This window comes from Enterobacter ludwigii (assembly GCA_023023105.1).
Classification (GTDB): Bacteria; Pseudomonadota; Gammaproteobacteria; order Enterobacterales; family Enterobacteriaceae; genus Enterobacter; species Enterobacter adelaidei.
The window spans coordinates 2,776,186-2,792,677 of the sequence record CP083824.1 but is presented as its reverse complement, the minus strand read 5'-3'; the positions used below and the strand labels follow the sequence as shown (position 1 = coordinate 2,792,677).

Here is a 16,492-nt window from a genome sequence, read left to right as displayed (position 1 = left end):
TAAAAAACGCGGCGCCGATTTTCGGCACCGCGCTGGAATTAGTTTTGCGTATCGAGGGTAGAAAGTTCTTTATCAATAAAGTAAAGACCTTCGCCAGATTTACCCACCAGAGATAATTTATCCAGGACGGATTTAAACAGCTTCTCTTCTTCGTGCTGTTCAGCTACATACCATTGCAGGAAGTTAAAGGTTGGATAATCCTGGCTGGTCATTGCCGCATGAACCAGTTCGTTAATTTTCTGTGTGATTAATTGTTCGTGCTCGTAGGTTGCGCGGAACAGTTCATCGAGAGAATTATATTCAGCAAAAGGGGATGTCACGGTTTCAATGCGCGGCAGGGCGCCGGTATCTGTCAGATAATCAAACAGACGTTGCATATGGGTCATCTCTTCCTGAGCGTGACGACGCAAAAACGCAGCCGCGCCTTCGAAACTGTGGTAGCTGCACCAGGCGCTCATCTGCTGGTAGAGCAGGGACGAAAAAAGCTCAAGGTTCATTTGTGCATTGAGCTTGTCGATCATTTCAGTTTTCAGCATAGTGGCGCTCCTGGTTATTATTTCTGATTCACAATGAGCGATACTATAATTTGTTATTTAATTATTTGCAAAACGTAAAATTTTTATTTCTTTATTTAAAATACGAATGGGAATAAAACGCATTGACGATTTTTATATTTATTAATGAGAATTATTTTTGTTCGTAATGAAATAAACTGCCAGCAAATACTGGCAGTCCTGATTAATACCACGGATTATTTGACTTAGGGTTAACGGCAAAACCCATACATTTATACTGGATAGTCACGCTCTCGTTCAGACACAGAGAGCCGCTAATCAGCGTGCAGGTTTTGATGGGCTGGCCATAGGCAGAGGCGGTGGCATACCCCATGCTCTGACACGCTTTTGCCGCCGTACCGTTATTCACATACTCATCAGAATACGCATTTTGTAGCGCCGCCTGGCCGTAGTCGAGGCGGACTATGCCGTTGGGCGCGTCGAGACTACTGACCTCAGCCTGGCGGTTAATGCTACACCCCGCGAGCAGCAGGATCGTGCCAGCTACGATGACTCTTTTCATGGTTCGCTCTGAATGGATGGAAATACGTTATCGTACCTGCAGATGTTTGCTGCAATGCCTGGAATAGCCGGACAATCTGCCCTCTCTCTTTGCAACGGGATGGAATTGAATGTAATCCGCATCCGGTACATTTAATATTGGCGGTTTTTTTGTACCTGTACGTGACGAAGGGGAGATAAAAGAGCCTGCGTTTTGCTACTATGGCGGCCTTTAAATAAGGAGAAAGCCCCCATGTCTCAAAACCTGAGTGCCGATCAGGAACTGGTCTCTGACGTTGTCGCCTGTCAGCTGGTTATCAAACAAATTCTTGATGTCCTGGACGTTATTGCGCCGGTTGAAGTGCGCGAGAAGATGTCAACTCAGCTGAAAAACATTGATTTCGCCAGTCATCCGGCAGCGGCTGATCCGGTTACGCTTCGTGCCATCCAAAAAGCCATTGCGCTGATTGAGCTGCGATTCACGCCGCAGAGTGAGTCTCACTGAAGAGTGGAAATGGGCGACAGTATTTGTCGCCCTTCAATGCCATCAGAAGAACGTCTGGACCAGCAGGTAGCTTGCCGCGCACGCACAACTTACACCAATCAGCCCTGGCAGAATAAAGCTGTGGTTGATGATAAATTTGCCGATGCGGGTCGTGCCTGAACGGTCAAAACCGATACAGGCCAAATCACTTGGATAGGTCGGCAGGACAAAATACCCGTATGACGCCGGGAAAAAGGCGATCAGCATTTTCGGCTCAATACCCAACATCAGGCCCATGGGCGCAACGGCCGTCAGCGCTGCGGCCTGGCTGTTCACCAGCTTCGACACCAGAAACAGTACAATGGCATACGTCCACGGGTGGCTTTTCACAACGCCTTCCAGCGCCAGTTTTAACTCGTCAAGATGCGCCTGGAAAAAGGTATCACTCATCCACGCCACGCCGAACACCGAGAAGATCGCCACCATTCCGGCTTTGAATACCGCACCGTTAGAAATAGCAGAGGCATTGACCTTGCAGGCCATCAGCATTACGGCGCCTGCAATTAACATCATCATCTGAATGACAAGGTTCATCGACAGCGCCGTCATTTTGCCTTTCAGCTCAAAGGCGGGGCGTAATTCCGGGAATGCCCCCAGCAGCACCACTACGGCAATACCGGCAAAGAAAATCCACGTGGACCAGTAGGCTTGTTTTGGAAAACGTTGATTCATTAACGTCTCTGTTCCGCCATAGATAAACTCGCGCTGCTTTGGATCTTTAAGCTTCTCCTGAAAATCCATGTCGTCGGCCAGATCTTTCCCGCGCCGCAAACTCCACAGGGCAGCGATGGCTACACCGAAAAGTGAAGCAGGAACTGACACTGCAAGTATTTCAAGGATGCCCCACGCATGGCCAATTCCATGCTGAGCGCCCAGGATGGACACCAGCGATACAACGGCAACGGAAACCGGTGATGCCGTAATCGCCATCTGCGAGGCCACGGATGCTACCGCCATTGGACGTTCCGGGCGGATCCCTTTTTTCAGGGCGATATCTGCAATGATCGGGAACATGGTGTAGACCACATGTCCGGTACCACACAGAAAAGTCAGCATCCAGGTGGTAAAGGGGGCGAGAAGTGTGATGTGCTGCGGGTGTTTACGCAGAAGGCGCTCTGCAAATTGCATCATGACATTGAGACCGCCTGCGGTCTGCAGAGTAGCAGCACAACCAATCACCGCGAGGATGGTCAACATGACGTCAACCGGGGGCTTGCCAGGTTGCAGCCCAAAAACAAAACACAAAATAAAAAGCCCAATACCGCTTATTAACCCCAGCCCCATACCGCCGAAACGTGTACCTGTCAGCAGGCAGAGGAGAATGACAACAAACTCGATGGTGATCATGATGCTCCCTCGTCAATGATTATGTAATTAAATAAATCATTACATGTTGTGTGGATAATCATTGGGAGCAAGATCTGATTTGTTAAATTTCAGCAAAAGCAGAAGGTTGGCGGTGAGAAGGGAAACCTGCGCCCGGACGGGAGCAGGTTAAAAGGGATCAGTGATGTTGCACCGTCACAATGTCGAGCAGGTGACGGTCAGTCTGTTCCGGGCATAACCCTGCCTGTCGCGCATTGCGCAGTTCATCCGCCAGTATCTTCAGCAGCATGCCGTCCTGCTGCTGTTCTTTGTCCATGTCGCGTAAGAATTTAAGGGTGGTAGTGTCTTGCTGCGCTTTGGCTTCATCGGCCAGTTTACTGAGAGTGGTGCAACGTTGCTCATACTCTTCAAGCGTTTTCTGGAACAGTTCTTCCAGGGAGGAGTAGTCATCGTTAATGGTATCAAGGGCTTTAACAACAGGATTGGCGCCAACGGCCTTCATGAAGTTAAAGACGCGCATCATGTGCGTGACGTTACTTTGTGCCTGAGTACGGAAGAATGTTGCTGAACCCGTAAGACTGTTCTCAGCACACCACGCACTTAAGTGAAGGTGCAGATTGGACGCATAGAACTCAAGGTTCATCTGCGCATTTAGTTTTTGCATCATCGTTGGGGTAGCCATACTCATATCCTTATTGACTGTGGGACGAGATGTCCGCTGCTTAACCTGAGCGTCAGGCATTGACGAAGAACTCGCAGATATACAATTTCCGCAGTATCTAAAATCGACCTAAAATTCACTTCCTGTGTTCGATATAAATAAGCATACCCTTGTCTCCGGGGTAAGAAAACTCCTAAACACCTTATTTTTACCATACATTACAAAAATTAAAATACTACAAATTTGCAAATGGATTTTCATAAAGCAAATATAGTATAAGTCATTGATAATTAATTATTATTTTAATTTGTCGCATGCTAATGTTCTTCCGTAAATATTAAGTCGGAATAATGCTCTGAGAAAAAATGAAATACGGATTATTCATTGCGAATATATGATACGCGGGAAAAATTGCGCTAAATCAATTTCTGCAGAATAACAGTCTGATGTGGTTCCCGTGCATTTGTGATGAAACGCAGTTTGATCTTTTTTTTCGTTGGTTGCCATTTTTCCCAGCGGACGGTGTCAGGGATTTCTTAGCTAATCTTATGGATAATTCTGCTTAACCCTCTTTCATTTGTCTGACAAATCCTGCCTTTTTTATGTCATTTTTCGCTGAATTTATGTACGCAATTACTGTAATTCTGCGGTGTGATGGGGCTCTCTTATGGATGATTAATTTCCCGCTAAAACTATCACCAGCAATAACGCTTATGACGAGGTAAGCGCTAATGCCTTGTTTTAAGTCCGATTAAATTAGAAGCACGCACATATTCCCTACAGAAAAGAATGCTAAAGCTGGAGTTTACCATGCACAAATTTACTAAAGCGCTGGCGGCCATCGGTCTGGCTGCCGTTATGTCACAATCCGCTATCGCTGAGAATTTAAAACTCGGTTTTTTGGTAAAACAGCCCGAAGAACCCTGGTTCCAGACTGAGTGGAAATTCGCAGATAAAGCCGGAAAAGATTTAGGTTTTGAAGTGATTAAAATCGCCGTGCCTGACGGTGAAAAAACCCTGAATGCCATCGACAGCCTGGCGGCCAGCGGTGCGAAAGGTTTCGTTATCTGCACACCCGATCCAAAACTGGGATCGGCAATCGCGGCGAAAGCGCGTGGTTACGACATGAAGGTCATTGCGGTTGACGATCAGTTCGTTAACGCCAAAGGCAAACCGATGGACAGCGTCCCTCTGGTGATGATGGCGGCGACCAAAATCGGTGAACGTCAGGGCCAGGAACTTTATAAAGAGATGCAAAAACGTGGCTGGGATGTGAAAGAAACCGCTGTGATGGCCATTACTGCGGACGAACTGGACACGGCTCGCCGCCGTACTTCCGGTTCCATGGACGCGCTGAAAGCAGCCGGCTTCCCGGAAAAACAGATCTACAAAGTCCCCACCAAATCCAACGATATCCCGGGTGCTTTCGACGCCGCGAACTCCATGCTGGTTCAGCATCCGGAGGTGAAACACTGGCTGGTGGTCGGGATGAACGACAATACCGTGCTGGGCGGAGTACGCGCGACGGAAGGCCAGGGCTTCAAAGCGCCTGACGTGATCGGGATCGGCATCAACGGCGTTGACGCAGTCAGCGAGCTGTCCAAAGCGCAGGCCACTGGCTTCTATGGCTCTCTGCTGCCAAGCCCGGACGTTCACGGCTACAAATCCAGCGAGATGCTCTACAACTGGGTAACCAAAGGGGCTGAACCGCCGAAATTTACCGAAGTGACTGACGTGGTGCTGATCACCCGCGATAACTTCAAAGAGGAACTGGCGAAAAAAGGATTGGGCGGTAAGTAATTCGCTGTGATTGTGCCCCTCATTCCTGTGAGGGGCCAGATGTACACACTACTGGAATCACGGAGACGTTATGCAACAGTCTGAGCCGTATCTCTCTTTTCGCGGCATTGGTAAAACTTTCCCCGGTGTTAATGCGCTGACCGATATCAGTTTCGACTGCTATGCCGGCCAGGTTCACGCCCTGATGGGCGAAAACGGCGCGGGAAAATCCACGCTGTTGAAAATCCTCAGCGGTAACTACACGCCGACGACCGGCACGCTGGCTATTCGCGGAGACGAGGTGGCGTTTGCCGATACCACGGCGGCGCTCAACGCCGGGGTAGCCATTATTTATCAGGAACTGCACCTCATCCCTGAGATGACCGTGGCAGAAAACATCTATTTAGGACAGCTTCCGCATACAAGCGGCGTGGTGAATCGTTCGCTACTTAATTATGAAGCGGGGCTGCAGCTTAAACATCTTGGCCTGGACGTTGATCCTCAGACGCCACTGAAATATCTCTCTATTGGTCAGTGGCAGATGGTTGAAATTGCTAAGGCGCTGGCGCGTAACGCCCGAATCATAGCCTTCGATGAACCCACCAGTTCTCTCTCCGCGCGTGAAATCGAAAATTTGTTCCGTGTGATCCGTGAATTGCGTCAGGAAGGCCGCACCATTTTGTACGTTTCGCACCGTATGGAAGAGATATTCGCCCTGAGTGATGCCATTACCGTCTTTAAAGACGGACGCTATGTACGCACCTTTACCGACATGAAGCAGGTTAACCATGACCAGCTTGTTCAGGCGATGGTTGGCCGCGAGTTGGGTGACATTTATCACTGGCAGCCGCGCGAGTATGGCCCTGAACGCCTGCGTCTGGATAGCGTAAAAGCGCCAGGCGTGCGTACGCCAATCTCCTTGTCAGTACGCAGCGGTGAAATCGTCGGACTGTTTGGCCTGGTGGGGGCGGGGCGCAGCGAGTTGATGAAAGGGTTATTCGGCGGTACCCGGATTACCGAAGGTCAGGTTTCCATTGACGGCAAGCGGGTAGATATTCAGAAACCGGCCCACGCGATCAGGGCGGGGATGATGCTCTGCCCGGAAGACCGTAAAGCGGAGGGGATTATTCCGGTTCATTCGGTGCGCGATAACATCAATATTTCCGCCCGCCGTAAGTTTATCCGCGCCGGTTGCCTGATTAACGATAGCTGGGAGTCGAGCAATGCCGACCACCATATTCGTTCGCTGAATATCAAAACGCCTGGCCCGGAACAGCTGATCATGAATCTCTCCGGCGGAAACCAGCAGAAGGCTATTTTAGGCCGCTGGCTGTCGGAAGATATGAAGGTCATTTTATTAGATGAGCCAACGCGCGGTATTGATGTGGGGGCAAAACACGAAATTTATAACGTGATCTATGAACTGGCAAAACGCGGCGTGGCGGTGCTCTTCGCCTCCAGCGATCTGCCGGAGGTGCTTGGCGTAGCCGACCGCATTGTCGTGATGCGTGAAGGTGAAATTGCCAGTGAATTACTTCATGAACAGGCGAATGAACAACAGGCGTTGAACCTCGCCATGCCTAAAGTCAGCCAGGCTGTCGCCTGAGTAAGGAGTTAATGATGTCCTCTGTTACTACATCCGGAGTGCCGAAGTCGGCTTTCAGTTTTGGACGCATCTGGGATCAGTACGGCATGCTGGTGGTCTTTGCCGCGCTGTTCCTCGCCTGTGCGATCTTTGTTCCTAATTTTGCCACTTTCATTAATATGAAAGGGCTGGGGTTGGCCATTTCCATGTCAGGGATGGTGGCCTGCGGCATGCTCTTCTGCCTGGCCTCCGGCGATTTTGACCTGTCGGTGGCGTCCGTTATTGCCTGCGCGGGTGTGACCACGGCAGTGGTGATCAACATGACTGAAAGCCTGTGGATCGGCGTCCTGGCCGGTCTGTTACTGGGCGTCATCAGCGGTCTGGTCAACGGTTTTGTCATTGCGCGTCTGAAGATAAATGCCCTGATCACCACGCTTGCCACAATGCAAATTGTCCGAGGCCTGGCCTATATTATTTCCGACGGTAAAGCGGTGGGGATTGAAGACGAGCGCTTCTTTACGCTGGGTTACGCCAACTGGCTCGGTCTGCCTGCGCCTATCTGGCTGACCGTAGCCTGCCTGATCCTGTTCGGCTTCCTGCTTAACCGGACCACCTTTGGCCGTAATACGCTGGCGATTGGTGGCAATGAAGAAGCGGCGCGTCTGGCTGGGGTGCCGGTCGTGCGAACCAAGATTATTATCTTTGTGCTCTCGGGGCTGGTTTCTGCCGCCGCGGGCATTATTCTGGCATCACGCATGACCAGCGGCCAACCCATGACCTCTATCGGTTACGAGCTGATCGTCATTTCGGCCTGCGTTTTAGGGGGCGTTTCCCTGAAGGGCGGCATCGGAAAAATCTCATATGTGGTGGCCGGTATCCTGATCTTAGGGACGGTAGAGAACGCCATGAACCTGCTGAATATTTCCCCGTTCTCTCAGTACGTGGTTCGTGGCCTGATCCTGCTGGCTGCGGTGATTTTCGACCGTTACAAGCAAAAAGCGAAGCGTACCGTATAACGCTTTTTCCCGTCTTTTATTGCTCAACTTATAACCTTAGTTGACCCCTTAACCGCCTCGCCAGTAAAACTGGCGGGGCGGTTGTCAAATGGCGAGCCACGTCACACTGTCTATACTTACATGGCTATGAAAGAGGTAAAGGCGTTTACCTCTCGCAAACCGTAAGGAGGAAAAGGGTGGCTGACTTGTTAACCGCACCGCCTGTACTGTCCGGACACTATGCTTTCTTTTTTGATCTCGACGGCACGCTCGCCGGGATAAAACCGCACCCTGATCAGGTGGCTATTCCGGATGCGGTATTACAGGATTTGCATCAGCTCTCGCTTATGAATGAGGGAGCACTGGCATTGATATCAGGGCGCTCAATGGCCGAGCTGGATATGCTCGCCAGTCCTTACCACTTTCCGCTGGCCGGTGTACACGGAGCGGAGCGCCGCGACATCCATGATCAAACGCATATCGTTTCACTTCCCGATGCACTCACACAACGTCTTCAGGAGAAACTTTCTGCTGCGCTGGCAGAACTGCCGGGCACAGAACTGGAAGCTAAAGGCATGGCCTTTGCTCTGCATTATCGTCAGGCGCCACAATATGAAGAGCGCGTGCTTGCCCTTGCCAGAGAAATTGCGAATGCGCACCCGCAACTGGCGTTACAGCCGGGTAAATGCGTGGTGGAGCTAAAACCGCAAGGGATCAATAAAGGCGCGGCCATCACCGCGTTTATGGCGGAGGAACCTTTTAAGGGCCGGACGCCCGTTTTCTTTGGGGATGACCTGACCGACGAAGCAGGGTTCCGCGTGGTGAATCAGGCCCGAGGGATCTCCGTTAAGGTTGGGCCCGGCGACACTGTTGCCCAATGGCGGCTGGTGGATGTCGCCAGTGTCTGGCAGTGGATATCTGACATCGCTAACCAGCAACAACAACAAATAGCGCAAAACCAAGGGGGAAACCATTATGGGTCGCTTAGTCGTCGTCTCTAACCGAATCGCGCCGCCTGATGATAAAAAAGTCAGCGCGGGTGGCCTGGCGGTAGGGGTGTTAGGTGCCTTAAAAGCTGCTGGCGGGCTGTGGTTTGGCTGGAGTGGTGAAATCAGTGAAGACGAAAAACCGCTCAAAAAAGTGACGCGCGGAAATATTACGTGGGCATCGTTCGCGTTAAAAGAGAAAGACTATGACGAGTATTACTCGCAGTTCTCGAATGCCGTTCTGTGGCCTGCATTTCACTACCGTCTTGACCTGGTTAAATTCCAGCGTGAATCCTTCGAAGGCTACACGCGAGTCAACGCGCTGCTGGCGGATAAACTGCTGCCTTTAATCGAAGAAGACGATATTTTATGGATCCACGATTATCATCTGCTCCCCTTCGCCAGAGAATTGCGGGAAAGGGGCGTAAATAACCGGATTGGTTTTTTCCTGCATATCCCGTTCCCGACACCGGAGATTTTTACCGCGTTACCACCCCATGAAGCGTTGCTGGAGGCGCTATGTGATTACGATTTGTTGGGCTTCCAGACTGAAAATGATCGCCTTGCGTTTTTGGATTCTGTGTCAGGCAAAACGCGCCTGGTGACCAAAGGTGGAAAAACGCATACTGCATGGGGGAAAACATTCCATACCGAAGTGTATCCGATTGGGATTGAACCCGACGAGATTGCGGAGCAGGCCGCCGGGCCGTTGCCATCAAAGCTGGCGCAGCTTAAGAATGAACTTAAGCATGTGAAAAATATCTTCTCGGTAGAGCGACTTGATTATTCCAAAGGGTTACCGGAACGCTTTCTGGCATATGAAACGCTGTTGGATAAGTACCCTCAACACCACGGTAAAATTCGCTATACGCAGATAGCACCAACGTCGCGCGGCGAAGTTCAGGCCTACCAGGACATTCGGCATCAGCTGGAGACAGAAGCGGGGCGCATTAACGGCCGCTATGGCCAACTGGGCTGGACGCCGCTCTTTTATCTGAATCAACACTTTGACCGTAAAATCCTGATGAAAGTGTTCCGCTATGCAGACGTTGGCCTGGTCACGCCGCTGCGTGACGGGATGAACCTGGTGGCGAAAGAGTATGTGGCGGCCCAGGATCCTGCCGACCCGGGTGTACTGGTACTTTCACAGTTTGCCGGAGCGGCAAATGAACTCACTTCAGCGCTTATCGTAAATCCTTACGATCGGGATGATGTGGCTAACGCCCTGAACCGCGCCCTGACAATGCCGCTTACAGAGCGCATTTCCCGGCATGCCGAAATGATGGAGACGATCCGTAAGAACGACATTAATCACTGGCAGGCGAATTTTATTCAGGATTTACGTGATATCGCCCCGAAAAGTAAGGATGGTGATCTGCAAAAAAAGATCGCGACATTTCCTAAACTCGCCTGATTTTCTACTGGGGGATTAATCTCCCCCAAGAGGTACTAACAGCACATCGACCTGACTTGAAGCAACAATAGATTTCGCCGCACATGCCGCGCGCGATAAAAAGCTATGGTTGTGGTTCCCGCATATCACTAAATCAATATTCTGTTTACGACACATGTCAAGAATATGTGCATTAAGTTCTCCCGTTGCAATAACGGTCTCATAAACAGGATATTGTGCCTTTTCAGCCAGTTCCCGCAGAAATTGCTGTGTTTCTTCCTGAAGTACCTCCCGAATATCTTCAAGCATAGGGGCTGCCAGCTGGTTATACATTTCGGGTTCGGCCGCGAGAGTGATGAGGCTGATGCGGGCATTATGGGGCCTGGCAATGGAAACTGCCCGGGCGACAAGCTGATGGCTTTCGGGTGAAACAGCAACAGAAACAAGAAGATGGGAGTAACTCATGGTGCACTCCTTAGATGTCTGACAGACTGCGTCTACCCACCTTTACCGCGAATCCCCTGGTTCTGCAAGAGTTGAATACGACATTAGTGTGAAGCTTATCATAATTATTCATTAATTATTCTTATAAGAAGAATAACTGAAAAATACGCCTAAATGAAAAAAATTAACAACTTAACGTAAATCACACAATTTTACTCTTCCACTATTAAATCATTTTAACGCGTTATAAACACAATTCGAATGATCACATACTGAAACATTTTTTTTGAGCGTTACGCATAAGTATATGTTTTTTCGAGGTAAGAAAAATGTATCCAGGACATTCTCGGGATGTGAACGATTGCAGACACCGGGAATGACAGGCAAAGCACGTTAAATGCCAGTTATGTTCACCCTTCTGCATGAGTATTCGGCATTTAAGAATACAAAACAGGACTGATTGCTCGCTTTTTGAGCAAATTACAAGTCATGCTGATGGATTTATGGGTGATATTCACTTAAATTATGTGACGTGGATCACATTTTTTTAAATTTGAGGAAGGCTGCATTGTATGTATCAAATCTGACGAGTAGAGTTTGCGTCGAATTAGGAAAAATCTTAGTTATTTGTAAGAAATGATAAAAGATGTAAGAGGCGCAACGGCGTTTCTTCTCTTGCGTGTATCAACTGAATACAAACCTAAATTCAACTATGCATTTGGCCTTTTCTTTTTTATACCGGGTGATTTCCCGGCGACATCACGGGGTGCGGTCTTTCCGCATAAAAATAATAGTTGGTTATTCGGGATGGGAACAATGCATACATCCGAGTTGCTAAAACATATCTATGACATCAATTTGTCGTATTTACTGCTCGCGCAGCGTTTGATTAGTCAGGACAAGGCGTCCGCGATGTTTCGTCTGGGTATTAACGAAGAAATGGCAACCATGCTGGGGGGTTTAACCCTCCCTCAGATGGTTAAACTGGCCGAAACGAATCAGCTGGTTTGTCAGTTCCGTTTCGATGATTCACAGACAATAACGCGTCTGACGCAGGAATCCCGTGTTGACGATCTTCAACAGATCCATACCGGTATACTTCTCTCCACTCGCTTGCTTAACGAAATCAGCCAGCCTGATGACGCAGCCCGTAAGAAAAGGGCCTAGCAATGAGCGAAAAAAGCATTGTTCAGGAAGCGCGTGACATACAGTTGGCCATGGAGCTGATTACACTGGGTGCTCGTTTACAAATGCTGGAAAGCGAGACTCAGTTGAGCCGTGGTCGTCTCATCAAACTGTACAAAGAGTTACGTGGTAGTCCCCCGCCGAAAGGCATGCTGCCGTTTTCTACCGACTGGTTTATGACGTGGGAGCAGAACATCCACGCATCCATGTTCTGTAACGCCTGGCAGTATCTTCTCAAAACCGGTTTGTGTAGCGGCGTTGACGCTGTGATCAAAGCGTACAAACTTTACCTTGAACAATGCCCACAGCAGGAAGATGGTCCACTGCTGGCGCTGACCCGCGCATGGACGCTGGTGCGTTTTGTTGAAAGCGGAATGCTTGAACTGTCGCGCTGCAATTGCTGCGATGGCAATTTTATTACCCATGCTCATCAGCCTGCAGGCAGCTTCGCCTGTAGTTTATGTCAGCCTCCATCCCGTGCAGTAAAAAGACGTAAACTTTCCCGGGATGCTGCCGATATTATTCCACAACTGCTGGATGAACAGATCGAACAAGCTGTTTAACCCGAACGTGTGGGCAAGATTCCAGCAGCGGTAAGCAATTACCGCTGCTTTTTTTTACCCCGCAAACGGTAAACGCTGCGAACTGAACGTCCTTGCCATAGTCACTAGCGGAAGGATGATGTCGTGCTTATCTTATTAGGTTACCTGGTAGTTCTCGGTACAGTTTTCGGCGGTTACATGATGACCGGCGGGCACCTTGGAGCACTCTATCAACCGGCTGAACTTATTATCATCGGCGGCGCAGGGGTAGGGGCTTTTATCGTTGGTAACAACGGTAAATCGATCAAGGGCACGCTGAAAGCGATTCCATTGCTGTTCCGTCGCTCGAAATACACCAAAAGCATGTATATGGACCTGCTGGCGCTGCTCTATCGCCTGATGGCGAAGTCACGTCAACAGGGGATGTTCTCTCTTGAACGCGATATCGAAAACCCGAAAGAGAGTGAAATTTTTGCCAGCTATCCGCGCATTCTTGCCGACGCCATGATGCTGGATTTCATCGTCGACTACCTGCGACTCATCATCAGCGGCAATATGAACACCTTCGAAATTGAAGCGCTGATGGACGAAGAGATCGAAACCCACGAAAGTGAATCCGAAGTGCCGGCCAACAGCCTGGCGCTGGTGGGCGATTCCCTTCCTGCGTTCGGTATCGTTGCCGCTGTCATGGGGGTTGTTCACGCCCTGGCCTCGGCGGATCGTCCTGCCGCTGAGCTGGGCGCACTGATCGCCCATGCTATGGTGGGCACCTTCCTCGGTATTTTGCTGGCGTATGGCTTCATCTCTCCGCTGGCAAGCGTTCTGCGCCAGAAGAGCGCGGAAACGACTAAAATGATGCAGTGCGTGAAGATCACGCTGCTCTCTAACCTCAACGGTTATGCGCCACCGATCGCGGTTGAGTTTGGCCGTAAAACGCTTTACTCCAGCGAGCGTCCGTCGTTTATCGAACTTGAAGAACACGTGCGTGCGGTGAAAAACCCAAACCAACAGACGACAACTGAGGACGCATGAAAAACCAGTCCCATCCGATCGTCATCGTAAAAAAACGCAAGCATAAGGGCGGCGGGCATGGCGCACACGGCTCGTGGAAAATTGCGTACGCCGATTTTATGACTGCAATGATGGCGTTCTTTCTGGTGATGTGGCTGATCTCCATCTCCAGCCCGAAAGAACTGATCCAGATTGCGGAATATTTCCGAACGCCGCTGGCGACGGCGGTGGCCGGTGGGCCGCGCATCTCTAACAGCGACAGCCCAATCCCGGGCGGTGGCGATGATTACACCCAGCAGAAGGGTGAGGTGAAAAAAGAGCCGAACATCGACGAGCTGAAAAGAAAGATGGAGCAGGCGCGTCTGAAGAAACTGCGTGGCGATCTCGATCAGCTGATTGAAGCAGATCCAAAACTGCGCGCGCTGCGTCCGCATCTGAAAATCGATCTGGTACAGGAAGGGTTACGTATCCAGATTATTGATAGCCAGAACCGCCCAATGTTTAAGACCGGGAGTGCGGAAGTTGAGCCGTACATGCGCGATATTTTGCGTGCTATTGCGCCGGTGCTGAACGGCATTCCTAACCGAATCAGCCTGTCAGGACACACGGACGGTTTCCCGTACGCCAGTGGGGAGAAGGGATACAGCAACTGGGAGCTTTCTGCCGATCGTGCCAACGCCTCGCGTCGCGAGCTGGTGGCCGGTGGGCTTGATGATGGCAAGGTACTGCGCGTGGTCGGCATGGCAGCAACCATGCGTGTCTCTGACCGCGGGCCGGATGACGCCATCAACCGTCGTATCAGTCTTTTAGTGCTGAACCAGCAGGCGGAGCAGGCCATCCTGCATGAAAACGCCGAAAGTCAGAATGAGTCACTGGACGATTTAAAACAGCCTGGGGCCGTTCCTTCGGCTGCCGTTCCAACATCGCCACCAGCCAATCCGAGGTGATAGCGTGAGCATGGATATTAGCGATTTTTACCAGACATTCTTTGATGAAGCCGACGAGTTGTTGGCCGATATGGAGCAACACTTGCTCGATTTGGTGCCTGAAGCACCAGACTCTGAGCAGCTTAATGCCATCTTCCGTGCGGCGCACTCCATTAAAGGCGGAGCCGGAACGTTTGGATTTACCATCCTGCAGGAAACGACCCATCTGATGGAAAACCTGCTTGATGAAGCACGACGCGGTGAGATGCAGCTCAATACCGATATTATCAACCTGTTTTTGGAAACCAAAGATATTATGCAGGAACAGCTCGACGCCTATAAAAGCTCGGCAGAGCCTGATGCCGCCAGCTTTGAATACATCTGCAATGCGCTGCGCCAGCTCGCGCTGGAAGCAAAAGGTGAGGTTGCCGCAGCCGTTGTTCCGGCCGCAAAACTGAGCGTTGTCGATGCCGTTGCCGCCCAGGAGTCTGCCCCTGCCGAAGCACAAGCGGGCAAATTGCGCGTTGTGCTGTCACGCCTGAAAGAGAATGAAGTTAACCTTCTGGAAGAAGAGCTGGGTAATCTGGCGACATTAAGCAATGTGGTAAAAGGCAAAGACAGTCTTGCTGCGACGCTTGATGACGGCATTGGCCAGGACGATATCGTGGCGGTGTTGTGCTTCGTCATTGAAGCCGACCAGATTGCCTTCGAAACCGAAACGGCCGTTGTCGAAACGCCAGCAGAAGAGGTCGCTGTTGTTGCTCAGACTACTGCACCGGCCGTTGTGCCTGCGGCTCCGGCGCTGAAAGCCGTGCCAAAAGAGGCTGCGGCGCCAGGCCGTGGTGAAAAACCGGCTGCGCGTTCCAGTGAGTCCACCAGCATCCGTGTTGCCGTTGAGAAGGTTGACCAGCTGATTAACCTGGTGGGCGAACTGGTCATCACTCAGTCAATGCTGGCACAACGTTCAAACGAACTGGACCCGGTCACGCACGGCGATCTGATTACCAGCATGGGGCAATTACAGCGTAATGCCCGCGATCTGCAGGAATCGGTCATGTCCATCCGAATGATGCCGATGGAATATGTCTTCAGCCGCTTCCCGCGTCTGGTCCGCGACCTTGCCAGCAAACTGAATAAACAGATTGAACTGACCCTGATGGGCAGCTCAACCGAACTGGATAAGAGCCTGATCGAGCGCATTATTGACCCGTTAACACACCTGGTGCGTAACAGCCTCGACCACGGTATCGAACTGCCGGAAAACCGCATTGCCGCCGGGAAATCTCCGGTCGGCAACCTGATCCTCTCTGCGGAACACCAGGGTGGGAACATCTGCATCGAAGTGACCGATGACGGTGCGGGCCTTAACCGTGAACGCATCCTGGCAAAAGCGATTTCGCAGGGGATGGCGGTCAATGAAAACATGACCGACGAAGAAGTGGGCATGTTGATCTTTGCGCCAGGCTTCTCGACTGCGGAACAAGTGACCGACGTGTCCGGGCGCGGTGTGGGCATGGACGTGGTGAAACGTAACATCCAGGAGATGGGCGGTCACGTTGAGATCCAGTCTAAGCAGGGCTCTGGCACCACCATTCGCATCCTGCTGCCGCTGACGCTGGCAATTCTGGACGGTATGTCAGTCAAAGTGGCAGACGAAGTCTTTATTCTGCCGCTGAACGCCGTGATGGAATCGCTGCAGCCGCGTGAGGAAGATCTGCATCCGCTGGCGGGTGGCGAGCGTGTTCTCGAAGTGCGCGGTGAGTATCTGCCGCTGGTGGAACTGTGGAAAGTGTTTGAAGTGGACGGGGCGAAGACAGAGGCCACGCAGGGTATCGTTGTGATCCTGCAAAGTGCGGGCCGTCGCTACGCGCTGCTGGTTGATCAGCTGATTGGTCAGCACCAGGTGGTGGTGAAAAACCTCGAAAGCAACTACCGCAAGGTACCAGGTATTTCTGCCGCGACCATTCTGGGTGATGGTAGCGTGGCGCTGATCGTCGACGTATCGGCGCTTCAGGGATTAAATCGTGAACAACGTGTGGCGTACACAGCCGCCTGATTAA

16 protein-coding genes are annotated in these 16,492 nt (G+C 51.0%); 11 read left to right on the top strand and 5 right to left on the bottom strand.

The window, feature by feature from the left end; translation table 11 throughout:
- Positions 1-38 precede the first annotated feature (38 nt).
- Together ftnA and LCD46_13520 are read right to left on the bottom strand one after the other, a co-directional pair.
- Positions 39-536 (bottom strand): non-heme ferritin, encoded by a 498-nt coding sequence (gene ftnA, locus LCD46_13525; GenBank protein UOY69120.1) that lies wholly within the window; start codon positions 534-536, stop codon positions 39-41.
- A gap of 202 nt (positions 537-738) precedes the next feature.
- Entirely contained in the window at positions 739-1,077 is a 339-nt protein-coding gene (locus tag LCD46_13520) for a YecR-like lipofamily protein (protein ID UOY69119.1), read from the bottom strand.
- 231 nt (positions 1,078-1,308) lie between these two features.
- On the opposite strand from LCD46_13520, the gene LCD46_13515 reads away from it, so the two are divergent.
- Positions 1,309-1,560: a DUF2766 domain-containing protein gene (locus tag LCD46_13515; GenBank protein ID UOY69118.1), complete on the top strand. Its 252-nt coding sequence runs from the start codon at positions 1,309-1,311 to the stop codon at positions 1,558-1,560.
- A 42-nt stretch (positions 1,561-1,602) separates the two neighbouring features.
- Here the strand turns inward: LCD46_13515 and LCD46_13510 are convergent, their stop codons facing one another.
- Together LCD46_13510 and LCD46_13505 are read right to left on the bottom strand one after the other, a co-directional pair.
- Positions 1,603-2,946, bottom strand: a complete 1,344-nt coding sequence (locus LCD46_13510) for an anaerobic C4-dicarboxylate transporter (protein ID UOY69117.1) — start codon at positions 2,944-2,946, stop codon at positions 1,603-1,605.
- A 157-nt stretch (positions 2,947-3,103) separates the two neighbouring features.
- Positions 3,104-3,607: a non-heme ferritin-like protein gene (locus tag LCD46_13505; GenBank protein UOY69116.1), complete on the bottom strand. Its 504-nt coding sequence runs from the start codon at positions 3,605-3,607 to the stop codon at positions 3,104-3,106.
- Between the two features lie 789 nt (positions 3,608-4,396).
- Between LCD46_13505 and araF the strand changes: the two genes are divergently transcribed.
- The 5 genes from araF to otsA all read left to right on the top strand — a co-directional run bounded on the left by araF (position 4,397) and on the right by otsA (position 10,345).
- The gene (gene araF / locus LCD46_13500; GenBank protein UOY69115.1) at positions 4,397-5,386 is read left to right on the top strand and encodes an arabinose ABC transporter substrate-binding protein AraF; all 990 of its coding nucleotides are present in this window, start codon (positions 4,397-4,399) and stop codon (positions 5,384-5,386) included.
- Between the two features lie 70 nt (positions 5,387-5,456).
- Entirely contained in the window at positions 5,457-6,971 is a 1,515-nt protein-coding gene (gene araG, locus LCD46_13495) for an L-arabinose ABC transporter ATP-binding protein AraG (protein UOY69114.1), read from the top strand.
- A gap of 14 nt (positions 6,972-6,985) precedes the next feature.
- On the top strand, positions 6,986-7,966 hold the full coding sequence (gene araH, locus LCD46_13490; GenBank protein UOY69113.1) for an L-arabinose ABC transporter permease AraH: 981 nt from the start codon (positions 6,986-6,988) through the stop codon (positions 7,964-7,966).
- A gap of 176 nt (positions 7,967-8,142) precedes the next feature.
- Positions 8,143-8,946 (top strand): trehalose-phosphatase, encoded by an 804-nt coding sequence (gene otsB / locus LCD46_13485; protein ID UOY69112.1) that lies wholly within the window; start codon positions 8,143-8,145, stop codon positions 8,944-8,946.
- Complete coding sequence (gene otsA / locus LCD46_13480) at positions 8,921-10,345, top strand: alpha,alpha-trehalose-phosphate synthase (protein UOY69111.1); 1,425 nt, start codon at positions 8,921-8,923, stop codon at positions 10,343-10,345. The genes otsB and otsA overlap by 26 nt, the downstream gene beginning before the upstream one ends.
- 15 nt (positions 10,346-10,360) lie before the next feature.
- Here the strand turns inward: otsA and uspC are convergent, their stop codons facing one another.
- A complete protein-coding gene (uspC, locus tag LCD46_13475; protein UOY69110.1) occupies positions 10,361-10,789 on the bottom strand; it encodes a universal stress protein UspC in 429 nt (142 codons plus the stop codon).
- A gap of 795 nt (positions 10,790-11,584) precedes the next feature.
- Between uspC and flhD the strand changes: the two genes are divergently transcribed.
- The 5 genes from flhD (at position 11,585) to cheA (ending at position 16,488) form a co-directional block, all read left to right on the top strand.
- A complete protein-coding gene (gene flhD, locus LCD46_13470; GenBank protein UOY69109.1) occupies positions 11,585-11,935 on the top strand; it encodes a flagellar transcriptional regulator FlhD in 351 nt (116 codons plus the stop codon).
- 2 nt (positions 11,936-11,937) lie between these two features.
- Positions 11,938-12,516: a flagellar transcriptional regulator FlhC gene (gene flhC, locus LCD46_13465; protein ID UOY69108.1), complete on the top strand. Its 579-nt coding sequence runs from the start codon at positions 11,938-11,940 to the stop codon at positions 12,514-12,516.
- A gap of 123 nt (positions 12,517-12,639) precedes the next feature.
- Positions 12,640-13,527 (top strand): flagellar motor stator protein MotA, encoded by an 888-nt coding sequence (motA, locus tag LCD46_13460; GenBank protein ID UOY69107.1) that lies wholly within the window; start codon positions 12,640-12,642, stop codon positions 13,525-13,527.
- Positions 13,524-14,453 carry a flagellar motor protein MotB gene (gene motB / locus LCD46_13455; protein UOY69106.1) on the top strand — a complete coding sequence of 310 codons (930 nt, stop codon included), beginning with the start codon at positions 13,524-13,526 and terminating at the stop codon, positions 14,451-14,453. The genes motA and motB overlap by 4 nt, the downstream gene beginning before the upstream one ends.
- 4 nt (positions 14,454-14,457) lie before the next feature.
- Complete coding sequence (cheA, locus tag LCD46_13450) at positions 14,458-16,488, top strand: chemotaxis protein CheA (protein UOY69105.1); 2,031 nt, start codon at positions 14,458-14,460, stop codon at positions 16,486-16,488.
- Positions 16,489-16,492: the final 4 nt, after the last annotated feature.